Source organism: Mycobacterium sp. 852013-51886_SCH5428379, from assembly GCF_001665575.1.
Taxonomy (GTDB): domain Bacteria; phylum Actinomycetota; class Actinomycetes; order Mycobacteriales; family Mycobacteriaceae; genus Mycobacterium.
In genome coordinates this window covers 17,470-31,593 of record NZ_LZSU01000014.1, presented here as the reverse complement: position 1 = coordinate 31,593, position 14,124 = coordinate 17,470, and the positions used below count along the sequence as shown (strand labels likewise).

At 68.7% G+C, this 14,124-nt stretch carries 19 protein-coding genes; 7 read left to right on the top strand and 12 right to left on the bottom strand.

From position 1 onward, the window contains the following. Positions 1–9: 9 nt before the first annotated feature. The gene (locus A5757_RS04880) at positions 10–1,011 is read right to left on the bottom strand and encodes a proteasome assembly chaperone family protein (RefSeq protein WP_066829239.1); all 1,002 of its coding nucleotides are present in this window, start codon (positions 1,009–1,011) and stop codon (positions 10–12) included. Positions 1,012–1,237: 226 nt separating this feature from the next. Between A5757_RS04880 and A5757_RS04875 the strand changes: the two genes are divergently transcribed. Together A5757_RS04875 and A5757_RS04870 are read left to right on the top strand one after the other, a co-directional pair. Beyond that, on the top strand, positions 1,238–1,921 hold the full coding sequence (locus A5757_RS04875; protein ID WP_066829236.1) for a hypothetical protein: 684 nt from the start codon (positions 1,238–1,240) through the stop codon (positions 1,919–1,921). 94 nt (positions 1,922–2,015) lie between these two features. After that, positions 2,016–3,041, top strand: a complete 1,026-nt coding sequence (locus A5757_RS04870; protein ID WP_066829369.1) for a DUF4192 domain-containing protein — start codon at positions 2,016–2,018, stop codon at positions 3,039–3,041. 9 nt (positions 3,042–3,050) lie between these two features. Here A5757_RS04870 and A5757_RS04865 read toward each other — a convergent pair whose 3' ends face one another. The 3 genes from A5757_RS04865 to A5757_RS04855 all read right to left on the bottom strand — a co-directional run bounded on the left by A5757_RS04865 (position 3,051) and on the right by A5757_RS04855 (position 5,404). Then, positions 3,051–3,743 (bottom strand): metal-dependent transcriptional regulator, encoded by a 693-nt coding sequence (locus A5757_RS04865; protein WP_066829234.1) that lies wholly within the window; start codon positions 3,741–3,743, stop codon positions 3,051–3,053. A gap of 156 nt (positions 3,744–3,899) precedes the next feature. Next, positions 3,900–4,889 (bottom strand): sigma-70 family RNA polymerase sigma factor, encoded by a 990-nt coding sequence (locus A5757_RS04860; RefSeq protein ID WP_255360349.1) that lies wholly within the window; start codon positions 4,887–4,889, stop codon positions 3,900–3,902. 113 nt (positions 4,890–5,002) lie between these two features. Continuing rightward, on the bottom strand, positions 5,003–5,404 hold the full coding sequence (locus tag A5757_RS04855; protein ID WP_197497254.1) for a DUF3099 domain-containing protein: 402 nt from the start codon (positions 5,402–5,404) through the stop codon (positions 5,003–5,005). Between the two features lie 77 nt (positions 5,405–5,481). Between A5757_RS04855 and A5757_RS04850 the strand changes: the two genes are divergently transcribed. After that, on the top strand, positions 5,482–5,718 hold the full coding sequence (locus tag A5757_RS04850) for a DUF3039 domain-containing protein (RefSeq protein ID WP_066829222.1): 237 nt from the start codon (positions 5,482–5,484) through the stop codon (positions 5,716–5,718). Here the strand turns inward: A5757_RS04850 and A5757_RS04845 are convergent. Together A5757_RS04845 and A5757_RS04840 are read right to left on the bottom strand one after the other, a co-directional pair. Beyond that, a complete protein-coding gene (locus A5757_RS04845) occupies positions 5,708–6,682 on the bottom strand; it encodes a YihY/virulence factor BrkB family protein (RefSeq protein ID WP_066829219.1) in 975 nt (324 codons plus the stop codon). The two genes, A5757_RS04850 and A5757_RS04845, sit on opposite strands and share 11 nt — an antisense overlap. A 66-nt stretch (positions 6,683–6,748) precedes the next feature. Then, positions 6,749–6,937 carry a hypothetical protein gene (locus tag A5757_RS04840; RefSeq protein ID WP_066829216.1) on the bottom strand — a complete coding sequence of 63 codons (189 nt, stop codon included), beginning with the start codon at positions 6,935–6,937 and terminating at the stop codon, positions 6,749–6,751. A gap of 157 nt (positions 6,938–7,094) precedes the next feature. Here A5757_RS04840 and A5757_RS04835 point away from each other — a divergent pair, with 157 nt between their 5' ends. Next, positions 7,095–7,463, top strand: a complete 369-nt coding sequence (locus tag A5757_RS04835; RefSeq protein ID WP_066829213.1) for a DUF952 domain-containing protein — start codon at positions 7,095–7,097, stop codon at positions 7,461–7,463. Here the strand turns inward: A5757_RS04835 and A5757_RS04830 are convergent. From A5757_RS04830 to A5757_RS04820, 3 genes are read right to left on the bottom strand one after another with little or no spacing between them, the layout of a single operon-like run. Then, positions 7,421–7,819 carry a RidA family protein gene (locus A5757_RS04830; RefSeq protein ID WP_369815914.1) on the bottom strand — a complete coding sequence of 133 codons (399 nt, stop codon included), beginning with the start codon at positions 7,817–7,819 and terminating at the stop codon, positions 7,421–7,423. The two genes, A5757_RS04835 and A5757_RS04830, sit on opposite strands and share 43 nt — an antisense overlap. Further along, positions 7,816–8,940 (bottom strand): methyltransferase, encoded by a 1,125-nt coding sequence (locus A5757_RS04825; protein WP_066829209.1) that lies wholly within the window; start codon positions 8,938–8,940, stop codon positions 7,816–7,818. The genes A5757_RS04830 and A5757_RS04825 overlap by 4 nt, the downstream gene beginning before the upstream one ends. A 57-nt stretch (positions 8,941–8,997) precedes the next feature. Beyond that, positions 8,998–10,434, bottom strand: coding sequence for an RNA polymerase sigma factor (locus A5757_RS04820; RefSeq protein ID WP_066829207.1), 1,437 nt, complete (start codon positions 10,432–10,434; stop codon positions 8,998–9,000). Here A5757_RS04820 and A5757_RS23375 point away from each other — a divergent pair. Continuing rightward, entirely contained in the window at positions 10,379–10,546 is a 168-nt protein-coding gene (locus tag A5757_RS23375) for a hypothetical protein (protein ID WP_197497261.1), read from the top strand. The genes A5757_RS04820 and A5757_RS23375 overlap by 56 nt on opposite strands. Before the next feature lie 107 nt (positions 10,547–10,653). Here A5757_RS23375 and ppgK read toward each other — a convergent pair whose 3' ends face one another. After that, the gene (gene ppgK / locus A5757_RS04815) at positions 10,654–11,463 is read right to left on the bottom strand and encodes a polyphosphate--glucose phosphotransferase (protein ID WP_066829204.1); all 810 of its coding nucleotides are present in this window, start codon (positions 11,461–11,463) and stop codon (positions 10,654–10,656) included. 127 nt (positions 11,464–11,590) lie between these two features. On the opposite strand from ppgK, the gene A5757_RS04810 reads away from it, so the two are divergent. Further along, entirely contained in the window at positions 11,591–12,451 is an 861-nt protein-coding gene (locus A5757_RS04810) for an inositol monophosphatase family protein (RefSeq protein ID WP_066829201.1), read from the top strand. A 3-nt stretch (positions 12,452–12,454) separates the two neighbouring features. On the opposite strand, the gene cei is transcribed toward A5757_RS04810, so the two are convergent. Then, positions 12,455–13,111: an envelope integrity protein Cei gene (gene cei, locus A5757_RS04805; RefSeq protein ID WP_066829198.1), complete on the bottom strand. Its 657-nt coding sequence runs from the start codon at positions 13,109–13,111 to the stop codon at positions 12,455–12,457. Between the two features lie 180 nt (positions 13,112–13,291). On the opposite strand from cei, the gene A5757_RS04800 reads away from it, so the two are divergent. Continuing rightward, positions 13,292–13,594, top strand: coding sequence for a DUF4193 domain-containing protein (locus A5757_RS04800; RefSeq protein ID WP_066829195.1), 303 nt, complete (start codon positions 13,292–13,294; stop codon positions 13,592–13,594). Positions 13,595–13,622: 28 nt separating this feature from the next. On the opposite strand, the gene A5757_RS04795 is transcribed toward A5757_RS04800, so the two are convergent. After that, a complete protein-coding gene (locus A5757_RS04795) occupies positions 13,623–14,102 on the bottom strand; it encodes a DUF3093 domain-containing protein (protein ID WP_066829366.1) in 480 nt (159 codons plus the stop codon). Positions 14,103–14,124: the final 22 nt, after the last annotated feature.

Sequence of the window (14,124 nt, the reverse complement as noted above, 5' to 3'; positions counted from 1 at the left end):
GGCGCTCGCTCACGACCGGTCCTCCCCGTCGGAGAAGCCGTCCTTGTACCGGTCCTCTTTGTCCTTCTCACCGGTCTGCTGCGCGAGGAAGCGTTCGAACTCCGCGCCGAGTTCGTCCCCGCTGGGCAGGTCCTCGTCGTGGGCCAGGAGCGAGCGATTCTCCTGAGCCGCAACGAACGCATCGTACTGACGCTCCAGAGCCGTCACCACCTGAGCGACCTCGGTGCTCGACTCGACCTGCTCGTTGATCTTGCTGTACACCTCGGCCCCTGCCTCGGAGAGCGCGGCCAACGGGATCTGCAGCGACGCCGTCCTGGCCACCTCGGCGAGGAGCGCCTCGGCGGCGGGCGGATACGCCGTCTGCGCGAGGTAGTGCGGGACGTGGACGGTGTATCCCACGGCCTCGTGACCGTGTTGAGCCATCCGGAACTCGAGCAGATTCGACACGCTGGCCGGCACCTGCACCTCGCCCACCCACGGAGTGTGCTCGGCGATGAGCTCCTTGTTGTTGGCGTGCGCGGTCATCGTGACGGGCCGGGTGTGCGGCACCGCCATCGGGATCGTGCCGAGACCGATCACCTGGCGTACGTCCAGCCGTTCGGCCAGCAGCCGAACCGCGGTGATGAAACGCTCCCAGCGCAGATCGGGTTCCATGCCGGCCAGCAGCAGGAACGGCGTGCCGACGGTGTCGTGCAGGGCGTACAGGTTGAGCTCCGGCTCCTCGTACGCGGTGAAGTGGTCGGTCTTGAACGTCATCAGGGGCCGACGCGAGCGGTAGTCCAGGAGTTCGTCGATCGCGAACGAGGCGACCAGTTCGCTGTCGAGGCTGTTCTTGAGGTGCTGGGCCGCCAGCCGGATCGCGTGCCCCGCATCGGAGAAACCCTCGAGCGCGTGCACCAGCACCGGGCCGCGACCGTCGGCCGCCGACAACTGCGGCGCCGGGAACTCCAGCTCGTACATGCCCGTCGGATCAGGCTGGTACTGCTCCGGGCTGTCGTCGTTGTCTGCCATCTCGGTTCGCCTCCCTCACCACGGGGCCGAAGCACCTCGACCGTGACACCAGTGTTGCCTATGTTGCGTCGCTCGCCACATCGAGCCCGACTCTCATCGAACACGGTGCGCGTCGCCCCGCATTCCACCGGATGCCCGATTCGGCTACCGGCGAATCGGGCCGCACCGCAGGTGCTGCCGCGCGCCTGACACCGGAGCTGCAGCTCCGGTGCGACGATGTCGGACGATGGCCGGGACGGGCAACAGGCAGGGGCGACGTTTGGCCGGCACCGTGGCGATCGGCTGTGCGGTGCTGTGCGGCTGCGTGCACACCGTCGACGGGGCCGCCCGGAGCGGATCGGGCGCCGAGGGGCCACCGCCACCGCTCGCCGAGATGCTCGTCCCGCCGACGGCCTTCCCGCCGGTCTACGAGGCGGTGATCCTCGACGCCCAGGGAGCCTCCGAGGCCGTGCGGGACATCGACGCGATTCCCGCCGGTGCGACCGTCGAACCGACCGACTGTGCGCCACCGCCGGTCGACGAGGCCGTTGCCGCGCGGGGCGTCGACCCCGGCACGGGTGCCGCCCTCACCGTCGCGCTCGTCCGCACCGACGAGGATCTCGACCGGCGTCGCAACCAGATCCTGCGCTGCGCGGCGTTCACCGCCACCGCAGGCGAGGTCGTCAGCGCGGTCCAGACCGCGGTGCTGCCACCGCGCCCGGTCGACGCAGACGACAGCCTCGCCTCCGAATCGGCGATCCGCCGCGCGGACACGCCCGAGGTGCGGATGCTCACGCTGATCGCTCAGATCGACGACGTCCGGGTGATCGCCGCCTTGTCGAACGACGATCCGGTGGCCGATCCGGACACCACCGCGCTCGACGCGCTGTTCGCCGACGCCGTGGTCTCCGTGCGCCGCGGGCTGGGCTGACCGCCGATCCCCAGCGGCTGATTCATCCCCAGGCACCCGTCCGCGCGTCTGCGCGGCGCTCCCGCTGACAGCCATGGGCGTCAAGGTCAGAGCCATGACGACATCCCGATTCCCCGATCTGATCCTCGACAACCCCGGTGCCCTGATCGCCGCCCTGCCCGCGGTGCTGGGTTTCGCGCCGGAGCACTCCCTGGTATTGCTCACCGTCGACTGCGGTGAGCTGGGGTGCGTGCTGCGGATCAACCTGCACGACGACCCCGCGGAGATGGCCCTGGCCGTTGCGCATCTGGCCGACGTGGCGGGCGCCGCACAGCCGCACGCTGCCATCGCGGTGGTGGTCGATCCCGAGGGCGGCGATCATGGCGAGCTCACCGACGACCTGGCCGAAGCGCTGGCCGGCACCGGGATCGAGCTGCTCGACGCGCACGTGGTGGATCGGGTGGCCGAGGGCGGGCGCTGGTACTGCGCCGACGGCTGCGGGCGCGGCGGGCTGGTGGACGATCCGGCGGCGTCACCGCTGGCGATGGCGGCGGTGCTCGACGGACGCCGGCTCTACCGCCGGCGCTCGGATCTCGAGGCGGTCATCGCTATCGACCCCGCGCGCATCGCGGCGCTCGCGCCGCTGATGTCCCCGCACACCGATTCCGGTACGGACGTCGACCCGCGGACGGCCGTGGAGGGCGTCGTGGCATTGGCGGGGCGGATGGCCCGCGGGCACCAGCTCACCGACGAGGAAGCCGCCGCGGTCGGGCTCGCGCTGGGTGACCTGCGGGTGCGCGACACCCTCTTCGCACTGGCGGTCGGGGTGGACGCCGGGCCGGCCGAGGAGTTGTGGGCGGCGGTGGCGCGGATCCTGCCGTTGCCGTGGCGCACCGAGGCCCTGGTGTTGCTGGCGTTCTCCGCCTACGCGCGCGGCGACGGTCCGCTGGCCGGCGTGGCGCTCGAGGCAGCGCTGTGCGGTGACGACGACCACCGCATGGCCGGGATGCTGGATCAGGCGTTGCAGTCGGGGATGCGGCCGGAGAGCATCCGCGAGCTGGCGGTCACCGGGTACCGGCTGGCCGATCAGCTGGGTGTGACGCTCCCGCAGCGGCGCCGCTTCCGGCGCCGTGCCGGCTGAGCCGGGCCGTCAGACCTTTTCGACCTTGACGGCGTGGGCCATGTGGTGGGGGAGTTCGACCTGTTCGTGGCCGGGGATGACGATCAGCACACCGCCGTGGTCGACGGCCTCCACGGTGACACGGGCATTGGGCACCACGCCCGCGTCCTTGAGTCGGGCGATCAGCTCGGCGTCGCCCTGGACGTGTTCGGTCAGCTGACGCACGACCACAGCCACCGGCATCCCGGAGGGCAGCTCGGTGAGCCGGACGAGGTTGAGGGTCTCTTCGCGCGCGGCGGCGTCGAGGCCGAGTTCGGTCAGGCCGGGGATCGGGTTGCCGAAGGGGGAGGTGGTGGGGTTGTCGAGGACCTTCACGAGCCGGCGTTCGACGTCTTCGCTCATCACGTGTTCCCAGCGGCAGGCCTCGGCGTGCACCTCTTCCCACGGCAGGCCGATGACGTCGACCAGGAGGCGCTCGGCCAGCCGGTGTTTGCGCATGACGGCGACAGCCAGCGAACGGCCCTTGTCGGTGAGTTCGAGGTGCCGGTCGCCGGCGACGTGCAGCAGCCCGTCGCGTTCCATCCGCGACACCGTCTGGCTGACCGTCGGGCCGCTCTGATCGAGCCGCTCGGCGATGCGTGCACGCAGCGGGATGACGCCCTCTTCCTCGAGGTCGTAAATCGTCCGCAGGTACATCTCGGTGGTATCGATCAGATCGTTCATTCGGCGCCTCTCAAGACCCTGTTGCCCGGCACGAGTCTACCGGGTGACCCGCATCTTCTGCGGTGTCTCATCGGGGCGACACGGTCGTGGTCGGCGCCCGCCCCGACCACGACAAGGGCCCGCCGGGTGACCGGCGAGCCCTTGTCGTCAGGAGTTCTAGCTGGCGTAGGAGCGTAGCCGGTCCGCGCGCTCGCCGTTGCGCAGCTTCGCCATCACCTCACGCTCGATCTGGCGGACCCGCTCGCGGGACAGCCCGAAGAGCTTGCCGATCTGATCGAGGGTGCGCGGCTGGCCGTCGTCGAGGCCGAACCGCAACCGGATCACCTGCTGCTCCCGCTCGTCGAGCGTGGCCAGCACGTGGCGGATGTCGGTGTGCAGCAGCTCGGAGATGACGGCGTTCTCGGCCGACATCGCCTCGGCATCCTCGATGAAGTCGCCGAGCGGCGCCTCCTCATCGCTGCCGACCGGCATGTCCAGGCTCACCGGGTCGCGGCTGTGCTCGAGCAGATCGGTGATCTTCTCCACCGGAATGCCTGATTCGGCGGCCAGTTCCTCGTCGGTCGCCTCCCGACCGAGGTTCTGGTGCATTTCGCGCTTGATGCGGGCGAGCTTGTTCACCTGTTCGACGAGGTGCACGGGCAGCCGGATCGTGCGGCTCTGATCGGCCATACCGCGTGTGATGGCCTGCCGGATCCACCACGTCGCGTAGGTAGAGAACTTGAAGCCCTTGGTGTAGTCGAACTTCTCCATGGCCCGGATCAGGCCGAGGTTGCCCTCTTGGATCAGGTCGAGCAGCGGCATCCCGCGACCGGTGTAGCGCTTGGCCAGCGACACCACCAGGCGCAGGTTGGCCTCCAGCAGGTGCCTGCGGGCCGCCTCGCCGTCGCGGACGATCGCGCCCAGTTCCCGCTTGCGGGTCTCGCCGAGCCGCTTGCGGGTGTTCAGCAGATGCTGGGCGTAGAGCCCGGCTTCGATCCGCTTGGCGAGTTCCACCTCATCCGCGGCGTTCAGCAGAGCGGTCTTGCCGATGCCGTTCAGATAGACGCGTACCAGATCAGCGGCGGGACTCTGCGCGTCCAGATCGCTGTCGATGCGGCTTGTGGTGGCATTTGCCATGACGGCCTCCTGACTGGCTCGAACTGTCATGAGCTTCAACGTCCAAGTGCCGTCAGTAGTTCCCAGCCGTTCCCCGCTTCACACGTATTGATCAGCGGTTTTTCGGTGACGACCTGAGAATGTCCTGAGATGTGGTGCGGGGATCAGCGCGGACCGTCGTACTCGCGCTCGTTCTCGCCAGGTTGCGGGATGATCTCGACGTGCCCGTCGATCGCCTGCTGTTCGGCCGTCGGGAACAACGGGATGCGCTGCCGGTTGTCGAAGCGGCGGGGCTCTTCCGCGCGGCGCGGGGGGCGGTCGTTGGCGATCAGCACGGCCATCCACGGCAGCGGAATGGAGACCGCCACGATTGCCAGCGAGATCAGGCCGTTCTCCCAGATGTTGTAGGCGACGGCCGCCAGCACCAGCGCGGGGATGCGGATGGACATCAGCGTCAGATACTTACGGACGCGCTGGCGATGCTGCTCTTCATGGGCGGGTGCGGCGCGGGTGATCAGAACGGGCCGACCCTCGTCGTCGAAACCCAGCTCGGGGCCGTGTTTCATACCTCCACTGTTCCACAACCACGGGCAGCTGTGCCGGTGACATTTCTTACCGATCAATGGCCGGGCACAATAGGCGCATGGAGACGCAGACCATCGAGCGCCCGGACACCGACGAACGGCTCGACGACGGGTCCGACAGCGACCGTCCGAAGTTCTTCCACTACGTGAAGAAGGACAAGATCGCCGAGAGCGCGGTCATGGGAACGCACGTCGTCGCGCTGTGCGGTGAGGTCTTCCCGGTGACGAAGTCGGCCAAGCCGGGTTCGCCGGTGTGCCCGGACTGCAAGCGGATCTACGAATCGCTCAAGAAGTAGCGGGTCGGTCGGGCGCGGGCGCCGCATCCGGCGCCTTGGCGGTCGCCACCGCCGCGCGCGCACCGAGCCAACCGCGCACGCGGTGCGCATGGGTCAGCGGTGCCGGCCACTCCTCTTCGATCGCGGCGTTCAACTCCGCCCCGATCATGATCGCGAAGCCGAGGAAGAACGCGAACAGCAAAAAGGCGATCGGCGTCGCCAGCGCCCCATAGGTGTAGCCGGTGCTGGTGATCCACTGCAGATACACCCGCAGGCCGAGGGTCGCGACGAGGAAGACCACCGTCGCCAGCACCGAACCCGCGATCAACCGGTGCGAGGGCAGCGGTTTCGGCAGTGACACCCGGAACAGGATGTTGATGGCGATCGCAAGGCTGATGAACAGGGTCGGCCAGTAGCCGAACCGGAGCAGGTTGTCCCAGTCGTCCGGGATGATCTTGGCGACCTGGCGCGGACCCAGCACCAATAGGGGCGCGGCGACGATGGCGAAGACCAGCATCACGACGTAGAGGCCGAGCGCGTAGAACCGCTGCCGGACCGGATGCCGGAGCGGGGTCTGGTCGTGGGCCTCGACGATCGAATCGACGAACGCCGAGATTGCCGACGAGCCGGCCCACAGCGAGATCACGAACCCGAGCGAGACCACCTCGCCGCGCGCGCCCAGAATGATGTCGCGCACGGTGGGTTCGATGATCTCGTTGACGACGTTGGACGAGAAGAAGCTGTTCGCGGTGCGGACCAGCTGGTTCTCGATCGTCGGCAGCACGTCGGCCCCGAACAGCGGCGCCACGTAGGCCAGGCTGCCGAGCATGCCGAGCAGCAAGGGCGGTAGCGACAACGCGCACCAGAAAGCGGCCTGAGCCGACTCGGAGAAAATCGAGTCGTCCCAACTCTTCGACAAGGTACGTCGAATGATGGGCCAAATGTGGTGACGCGATTGCGCTACCCGCCCTGACTGATCTGTCATTACCAGACCAGCATTACCGATGCTCGGCGGTAACGCGTGAAATGACTGATTGCCGGTGTGGCGCTACTACTCCGCCGGGCTCACTTCGAGCACGGCCGCTGATTCGATCAGCTTCGCCTCGTGTTCGTTGGCGTGATGTTGGCAGAACAACAGCTCGAAACCGGAGGGCAACTTGGCACGCACACGCGCGGCCGCTCCGCAGCGGTCGCAGCGATCAGCCCGGGTCAATTCGGGACTGGTCAGAGTTGCGGTCATGACTCCTCCATTCCTTCGTACGACAGTCCGGGCGGTTCGCCCTCGCCGCGTATCTCCACTCTGTCAGACGTATTCGGTTCCGGCCTTGTTCCCTGGGCGTTCACCGGTGTGTCGTGTCTCACGTCATCCCGAGTAGCTGGCCCGTCAGGCTAGAGCTATGTACCCGGATTCGACACTTAAATCACCTTTGTTTGTACACGTGTGTGGAGCGGCTGAGTGGGCTGCGAGCTCAGCCCTCGGCGAACACCGTCCCGCATCGCTCGACGAGGTCGGTTTCGTCCACCTGTCGACCCCCGGACAAGTGCATCTGCCGGCCAACCGGCTCTTCCGTGGACGCACGGATCTCGTTCTGCTCCACGTGGATCCGCAGCGGTTGACCGATCCGGTCCGCTGGGAGCCCGGAGTCGCCGACGATCCGGAGTCGATGCGCTTCCCGCACCTGTACGGACCGCTGCCCGCCGCGGCGGTGACCGATGTCACGCCCTACCGGCCCGGACCGGACGGCTCCTTCGCTCCGCTGCAGTAGGCGTCGGCCTCGATCTCGACGACGTAGGCGGGGGAGATGAGCGCGGCCACCTCGACCATCGCGGTGACCGGACGGATGTCGCCGAAGACCTCGGCGTGGACTGCACCCACCTCGCGCCACAACGAGATGTCGGTGACGTAGATCCGGGTGCGCACCACATCGGACAACGACGCCCCCGCCTGCTCCAGGGCGACGCCGATGCGACGCAGCGCATCCCGGGTCTGGCTCGCCGCGTCCGGTCCGCTGCCGACGGTGCCCGCCACGGCGATGGCAGGGCCGACCCGGACGGCGCGCGAATAGCCAACGACCGCTTCGTATTCCGAATCGGATCCGATGCAGACCCGGTCGGCCATCAGGCCGGCTCTGCTTCGATGATCGACAGCGGGGTCACCGTGTCGATCACGCGGGTAAGTCGAAATCCGCTGCGTATCAGGAGATTCGCGTACTCGGCCCGGGTGCGCTCCCGGCCGCCGGCGGCCACCAGCATCTCCAGGTCGAGCAGGTGCCCGACGAACGAGTCGGCGCGCTCGGGAAGCACCATCTCCAAGAGCAGGAGTTTGCCGCGGGCATCGATCGCGGTGCGGATGTTGCGCAGGATGCGCACCGCATCGTCGTCCTGCCAGTCGTGGATGATGTTCTTCATCACATAGGCATCGCCGCCGTCGGGCACCGACTCCATGAACGACCTGCCGACCGTCGATGCGCGGTGTGCGACGCCTGCGGCAGTGAACGTCGGCTCCGCGTCCTGCACCACCGACGGCAGGTCGAACAGGACGCCGCGCGCCTCGGGGGCGCTACGCAGGATCGTGGACAGGATCGCGCCGTGGCCGCCACCGACGTCGACGATCAGCCGGAATCCGGAGAAGTCGTAACGGCGCAGCGCGGCCTCATCGGCCAGCCCGCTGCTCGCCGTCATCGCACGGTTGAACACCTCGGCGAATTCAGGGTCGGTCTCGAGGTAGGAGAAGAACCCCGCCCCGTGCCGCTCGGCGAACGCGGTCGCACCGGTGCGCACCGAGTGTTCGAGGTTGCCCCAGTCCGCCCAGCGAATCGGGTGGCCGATGAACAGCACCAGGTCGCGCAGCGAGCCGTCGGCGTCCGAGCGCAGCGCCTGCCCGACCCGGGTGAGCGCGAACCGGCCGTCGGCGCGGTGCTCGAGCACCCCGCGCGCGGTCAGCGCCCGCATCAGGCGATAGACCCCGTCCGCATCCGCGCCGACGCGTGCGGCGACGTCCTTGGCCGCGGCGGGACCCGCGGCGAGCTGGTCGGCGATGCCCAAGCGAGCCGCCGAGTACAGGGCGGCCGTGGTCCACGCGCCGGTTGCCAGCTCGAGCAGGGCGATGTTGCCCGGTGCCGTCGAGCGGTGCAGCCGAGACAGCCCGGCCCGGATCTTGTCGACGGCCCGGACCACCTGCGCAGGCGGCCCCGCTCGCATTCGATCGACTGCCCGGATCACCGGTGGAAGAGGTCGTCCCATGGGAGCGACAGTAAGTGATCCGCCTTGAACAATTCTTGGACGGCGCTTGGTGCGTTTCTAGTCGAGATAGTCGCGCAGCACCTGAGACCGGCTCGGGTGGCGCAGCTTGCTCATCGTCTTGGACTCGATCTGACGGATCCGCTCGCGCGTGACGCCGTAGACCTGACCGATCTCGTCGAGGGTGCGGGGCTGACCGTCGGTGAGGCCGAACCGCAGCCGCACCACGCCGGCCTCGCGCTCGGAGAGGGTCTCGAGCACCGACTGCAGCTGATCCTGCAGCAGGGTGAAGCTCACCGCGTCGACGGCGACGACCGCCTCGCTGTCCTCGATGAAGTCGCCGAGTTGCGAATCACCCTCGTCGCCGATCGTCTGGTCCAGCGAGATCGGCTCACGGGCGTACTGCTGGATCTCCAGCACCTTCTCGGGCGTGATGTCCATCTCCTTGGCGAGCTCCTCCGGAGTGGGCTCGCGGCCCAGATCCTGGAGCAGCTCACGCTGGATGCGGCCGAGCTTGTTGATGACCTCGACCATGTGCACCGGGATGCGGATGGTGCGGGCCTGGTCGGCCATCGCGCGGGTGATGGCCTGCCGGATCCACCACGTGGCGTACGTGGAGAACTTGTAGCCCTTGGTGTAGTCGAACTTCTCGACGGCGCGGATCAGACCGAGGTTGCCCTCCTGGATGAGGTCCAGGAACGCCATGCCGCGGCCGGTGTAGCGCTTGGCCAGCGACACCACCAGGCGCAGGTTGGCCTCGAGCAGGTGGTTCTTCGCGCGGTCGCCGTCGCGGCAGATCCACTGCATGTCGCGGCGCTGCTGCACGGGCAGCTTCTCGCCCTTCTCGGCGAGTTCGGCGAGCTTCTGGGTGGCGAACAGGCCGGCCTCGATGCGCTTGGCGAGTTCGACCTCCTCCTCCGCGTTGAGCAGCGCGACCTTGCCGATCTGCTTGAGGTAGGCGCGGACGGAGTCGGCGGAGGCGGTGAGCTCGGCGTCCTTGCGGGCCTGTCGCAGCGCCTCGGACTCCTCCTCGTCCCAGACGAAGTCGCCGGAGGCCTTGTCCTTCTCGGACGGCTCGGCGATCTCCTCGTCGTCGGTGGCCGGCGCGGCGATCACCACGCCCTTGGCGGGTGCGGCGGCGGCGGCCGGTTCCTCGTCGTCGGTGTCGAGATCGTCGAGCTCGATGTCGTCGGTCTCGATGGTCTCCAGGTCGTCGCCGGGTTCGGCCTCGAGGTCGTCGGACGAGTCCAGATCCTCGTCGACGACGCCCTCGGCGCCTGCTTCCGGCGCGGTCGACTTCTTGGCGCGGCCGCGGGCCGCGGGACCGGTCGATTTCGCGGCACGCTTCGTGGCGGTGCCCTTGGCGGCCCGCTTGGCGGGCGCCGCTCCGTTCGCGGACTTCGCAGCGGTCTTGGCCGCCGTCTTCTTCGCGGGAGTCTTGGTGGCGGTGCGCTTCACCGGCTCTTCGGTTGCCGGGCTTGGCTTTGTGACTGCCACGTACACCCTTTCGGTCTCGCATGATCCGGTGGGCACCCGTGAATCCCTCACCTGGGCGGGGATGGGCACCACCGAAAACATCGGCTGTGTCGAATACTGGCGTTATCTCTAACTCGGGATATCTGCCGCTATTCGGTTTGGCGGCCGCCGCAGACCATTGTAACGACAGAGTGGAGTGGTGCCGCGCCGTGCGCCGAATCCGGGCGGGTCGATGCGGGGTTACCGGTTGGTAGCGGTGACGTCGACCTCGGCGGCCATCGCCGCACCCACGATTCCGGCGGTGTTCTGCAGTGCCGCGGCCACGACCGGGATGCGGTTGGTCAGCAGCGGCACCCACTTGTCGGCCTTGCGGCTGATACCGCCCCCGGCGATGAACAGGTCCGGCCAGATGGCGTTCTCGATCGCGACGAGCACCTTGGAGACCTCGACGGTCCACCGCTGGTAGCTCCAGTCCTTGCGCTCCTTGACCGACGACGCCGCGCGGTGCTCGGCCTCCTTGCCGCCGACCTCCAGGTGCCCGAATTCCGTATTCGGCAGCAGGATCCCGTTGTGGATCACCGCGGATCCGATGCCGGTGCCGAAGGTCAGCAGCACGATGACCCCGGTGTTGTCCTTACCCGCGCCGTAGCGCTCCTCGGCGAGTCCGGCCGCGTCGGCGTCGTTGAGCACCGTGACCGGCTGACCGTCGAGGGCAGCGGTGTAGATGTCGCGGGCGTTGACGCCGAGCCACGATTTGTCGACGTTGGCCGCGGTGTGGACGACACCGTGGGTGACCACACCGGGATAGGTGACGCCGAGCTTGCCGGTCCAGCCGAATTCCTTGACCACCGCGGCGATCGTCTTGGCCACCGCGTCGGGCGTGGCCGGCTGAGGGGTGGGCAGTTTGAACCGGTCTCCGACCAGTGCGCCGGTGTCCAGATCGACGATGCCACCCTTGACGCCGCTGCCGCCCACGTCGATTCCGAATCCCTGGCGCGGGGGCCGACCCTCCGCGGCGGGCTCGGCGACGGGTGAATCGGTGGCGGTCATGGCGCTCCTCAGACAGATCGACCCGGCGGGTACGCGCTAGCCACCCTAGTGGCTGACCACTTCCCGCGCGGGGGTGTCGGTCACCTCACCGCAGACATTTCGCGGCCGGCATGGTGCGATCGTGGATATGAGCGACGGCACGGCAGACGGTGACGATCCACGGGCGCTGCGGGCGGTGGCCGAGCAGTTGGCGACGGATGCGGCGGCGTTCGTCCGCCGCCGCCGCGGCGAGGTGTTCGGCCCCGCGGCCGCGGCCACCGCCGACGACGCCGTCGCGGTGAAGAGCACGCCGACCGATCCGGTCACCGTCGTCGACACCGAGACCGAGCGGCTGCTGCGGGAGCGGCTGGCGGAGCTGCGGCCGGGTGACCAGATCCTCGGTGAGGAGGAGGGTGGCACGGCCGATGCGGCAGCCGGCCAGCTCACCTGGGTGCTCGATCCGATCGACGGGACCGTGAACTTCGTCTACGACATCTGGGCCTACGCGGTGTCGGTGGCCGTGCAGCGCGACGGTGAATCGGTGGCCGGCGCGGTCGCCGACGTCGCCAACGGGGTGGTGTACTCCGCCGCCCGCGGAGACGGGGCGTCGGTGACCGCGGGGGGCGCGGCGACGCCGCTGCGCTGCAGTGCCGCCGGGGACCTGTCGCTGGCGCTGTTGGGCACCGGCTTCGCCTACGCGCCGCAGCGGCGCCGCGAACAGGCCGAGATTCTGCTGGGCGTGCTGCCCCACGTCCGAGACGTGCGCCGGATCGGGTCGTGTGCGCTGGATCTGTGCATGGTGGCCGCGGGCCGGCTGGACGTGTACTACGAGGACGGCGTCAACGTCTGGGACTGGGCGGCCGGTGCGCTGATCGCCGCGGAGGCGGGTGCACGGGTGCGACTGCCGGTGCCTGCCGGTGCGGTCGGCGGCGACGGGCTGGTCACGGCCGCGGCGCCGGGTGTCGCCGATGCCTTCGAAGACCTGTTGGGCCGCGTCGGCGTGCGGTGACGGTCAGCAGGTGCCGGTGTGGATGCGGGTGATGGTCGCGGCGTCGGCGGGTGCGGTGGCGTCCGGGCGCAGGCTGGTCAGCACGGCCTCGATGTCGTCGCCGCTGCTCAGCTCGGCGAAGTCGGTGCCGATGGCCAGATCGACGGTGGCGTCGGGCCGTTCGTCCTCGAACAGCTCGGTGCACGGTGCGACCAGCCAGACCGCGGCCGCGGCCGCCCGCCCCGAGGGTCCGAAGCGGATCTGCCCCTGACATTCGAGGCGCACACTGGTGTAGATCGGATCGTTGGCGGCTTCGGGTGCCTCGAATCCGAGGTCGCGCAGCTCACCGGCGATCTCACCGGCCTGACCGCCCTGACCGCTGGCGTTGAGCACCCGGATCCGCGTGTCGACCAGCTTCGCCGGCATGATTCCCGCCATCTCCTCCCGCGGCACCTGCTTGCCGAGCGGCGGCGGGGGCGGTCCCGTGGCGGGCGCGGGCGGGGGCTGATTGCACACCGCTGCGACGGGCACCTCCGGTTGCTGGTTGAGCGCGATGACCCACACCACCATCGACACCACCGCGAGGGCCGCGATGGTCAGGATTCCGGGCAGATAGTTGCGCCGGCGGAAGGGGCGACCGTTCCTGTCGAACGCGGTGCCTTCGGTGATGTGTGCGACCACCCCGACACTCTAAAGCCAAGGTGACGATGCGTAGGGGCGAGGCCGAACCCATACTGTGATGTAAATCACAGACGGTCGGAGTGCTTTCCGGGCACGAATCGTTTGGGGAAAGCGTTCGACGCTGGTACAAAGCACTGCTGCAAGACCACGGTGCAAGGATTTTTCGGAGGGGACGGCACGATGGCTACCGATTACGACGCCCCACGGCGTACGGAGACCGACGACGTCTCCGAGGACTCACTAGAAGAACTGAAGGCGCGGCGGAACGAGGCGCAGTCGGCGGTCGTCGACGTCGATGAATCCGAGACCGCGGAGAACTTCGAGCTGCCGGGCGCGGACCTGTCCGGTGAGGAGCTCTCGGTGCGCGTCGTGCCCAAGCAGGCCGACGAGTTCACCTGCTCGAGCTGCTTTCTCGTGCACCACCGCAGCCGGCTGGCCAGCGAGAAGAACGGCATGATGATCTGCTCGGACTGCGCGGCCTGAGCCTTCGGAGAACCTTCCGGGCCGATCGTCAGCGACCCAGCGCGGCCAGCACCTTGTCGGGATGGCGGGTGCTGACCAGCCAGTAGGGGGTGGGGTCGTCGGGATCGTCGAGGACCAGTAGGACCATCGTGCCCACCCACGCCCGGTGCACGACGTAGGCGGCCGGGTCGAGCTGGCGACCCAGGGCCGCCGACTTCGCGGTCTTGGGTACCTCCGCTGTGCGTTCGATGACGCTGACGGGCAGGTGCGCGGGGCCGACCCACAGCTGTGCGTCGTCCTGTGGTCCGCCGACCACCCGCACCTCCGCCCGGCCGAACCACGTCAGGACCACGGCCGCGACCGGCAGCAGCACCGCGTACGGCAGCCAGTCCGGCAGCCCCTCGATGCCCAGGTTGACCTCGTAGGCGATCACCGCGGCCAGCCCGAGTCCGGGCAGCCACCACCACCACGGCACCGAGAGCCGCTCCCGATAACGCACCGTTTCGGTGGCTGCGCGCGTGTCCGACATGCGGATCAGAGTAATCTCGTAC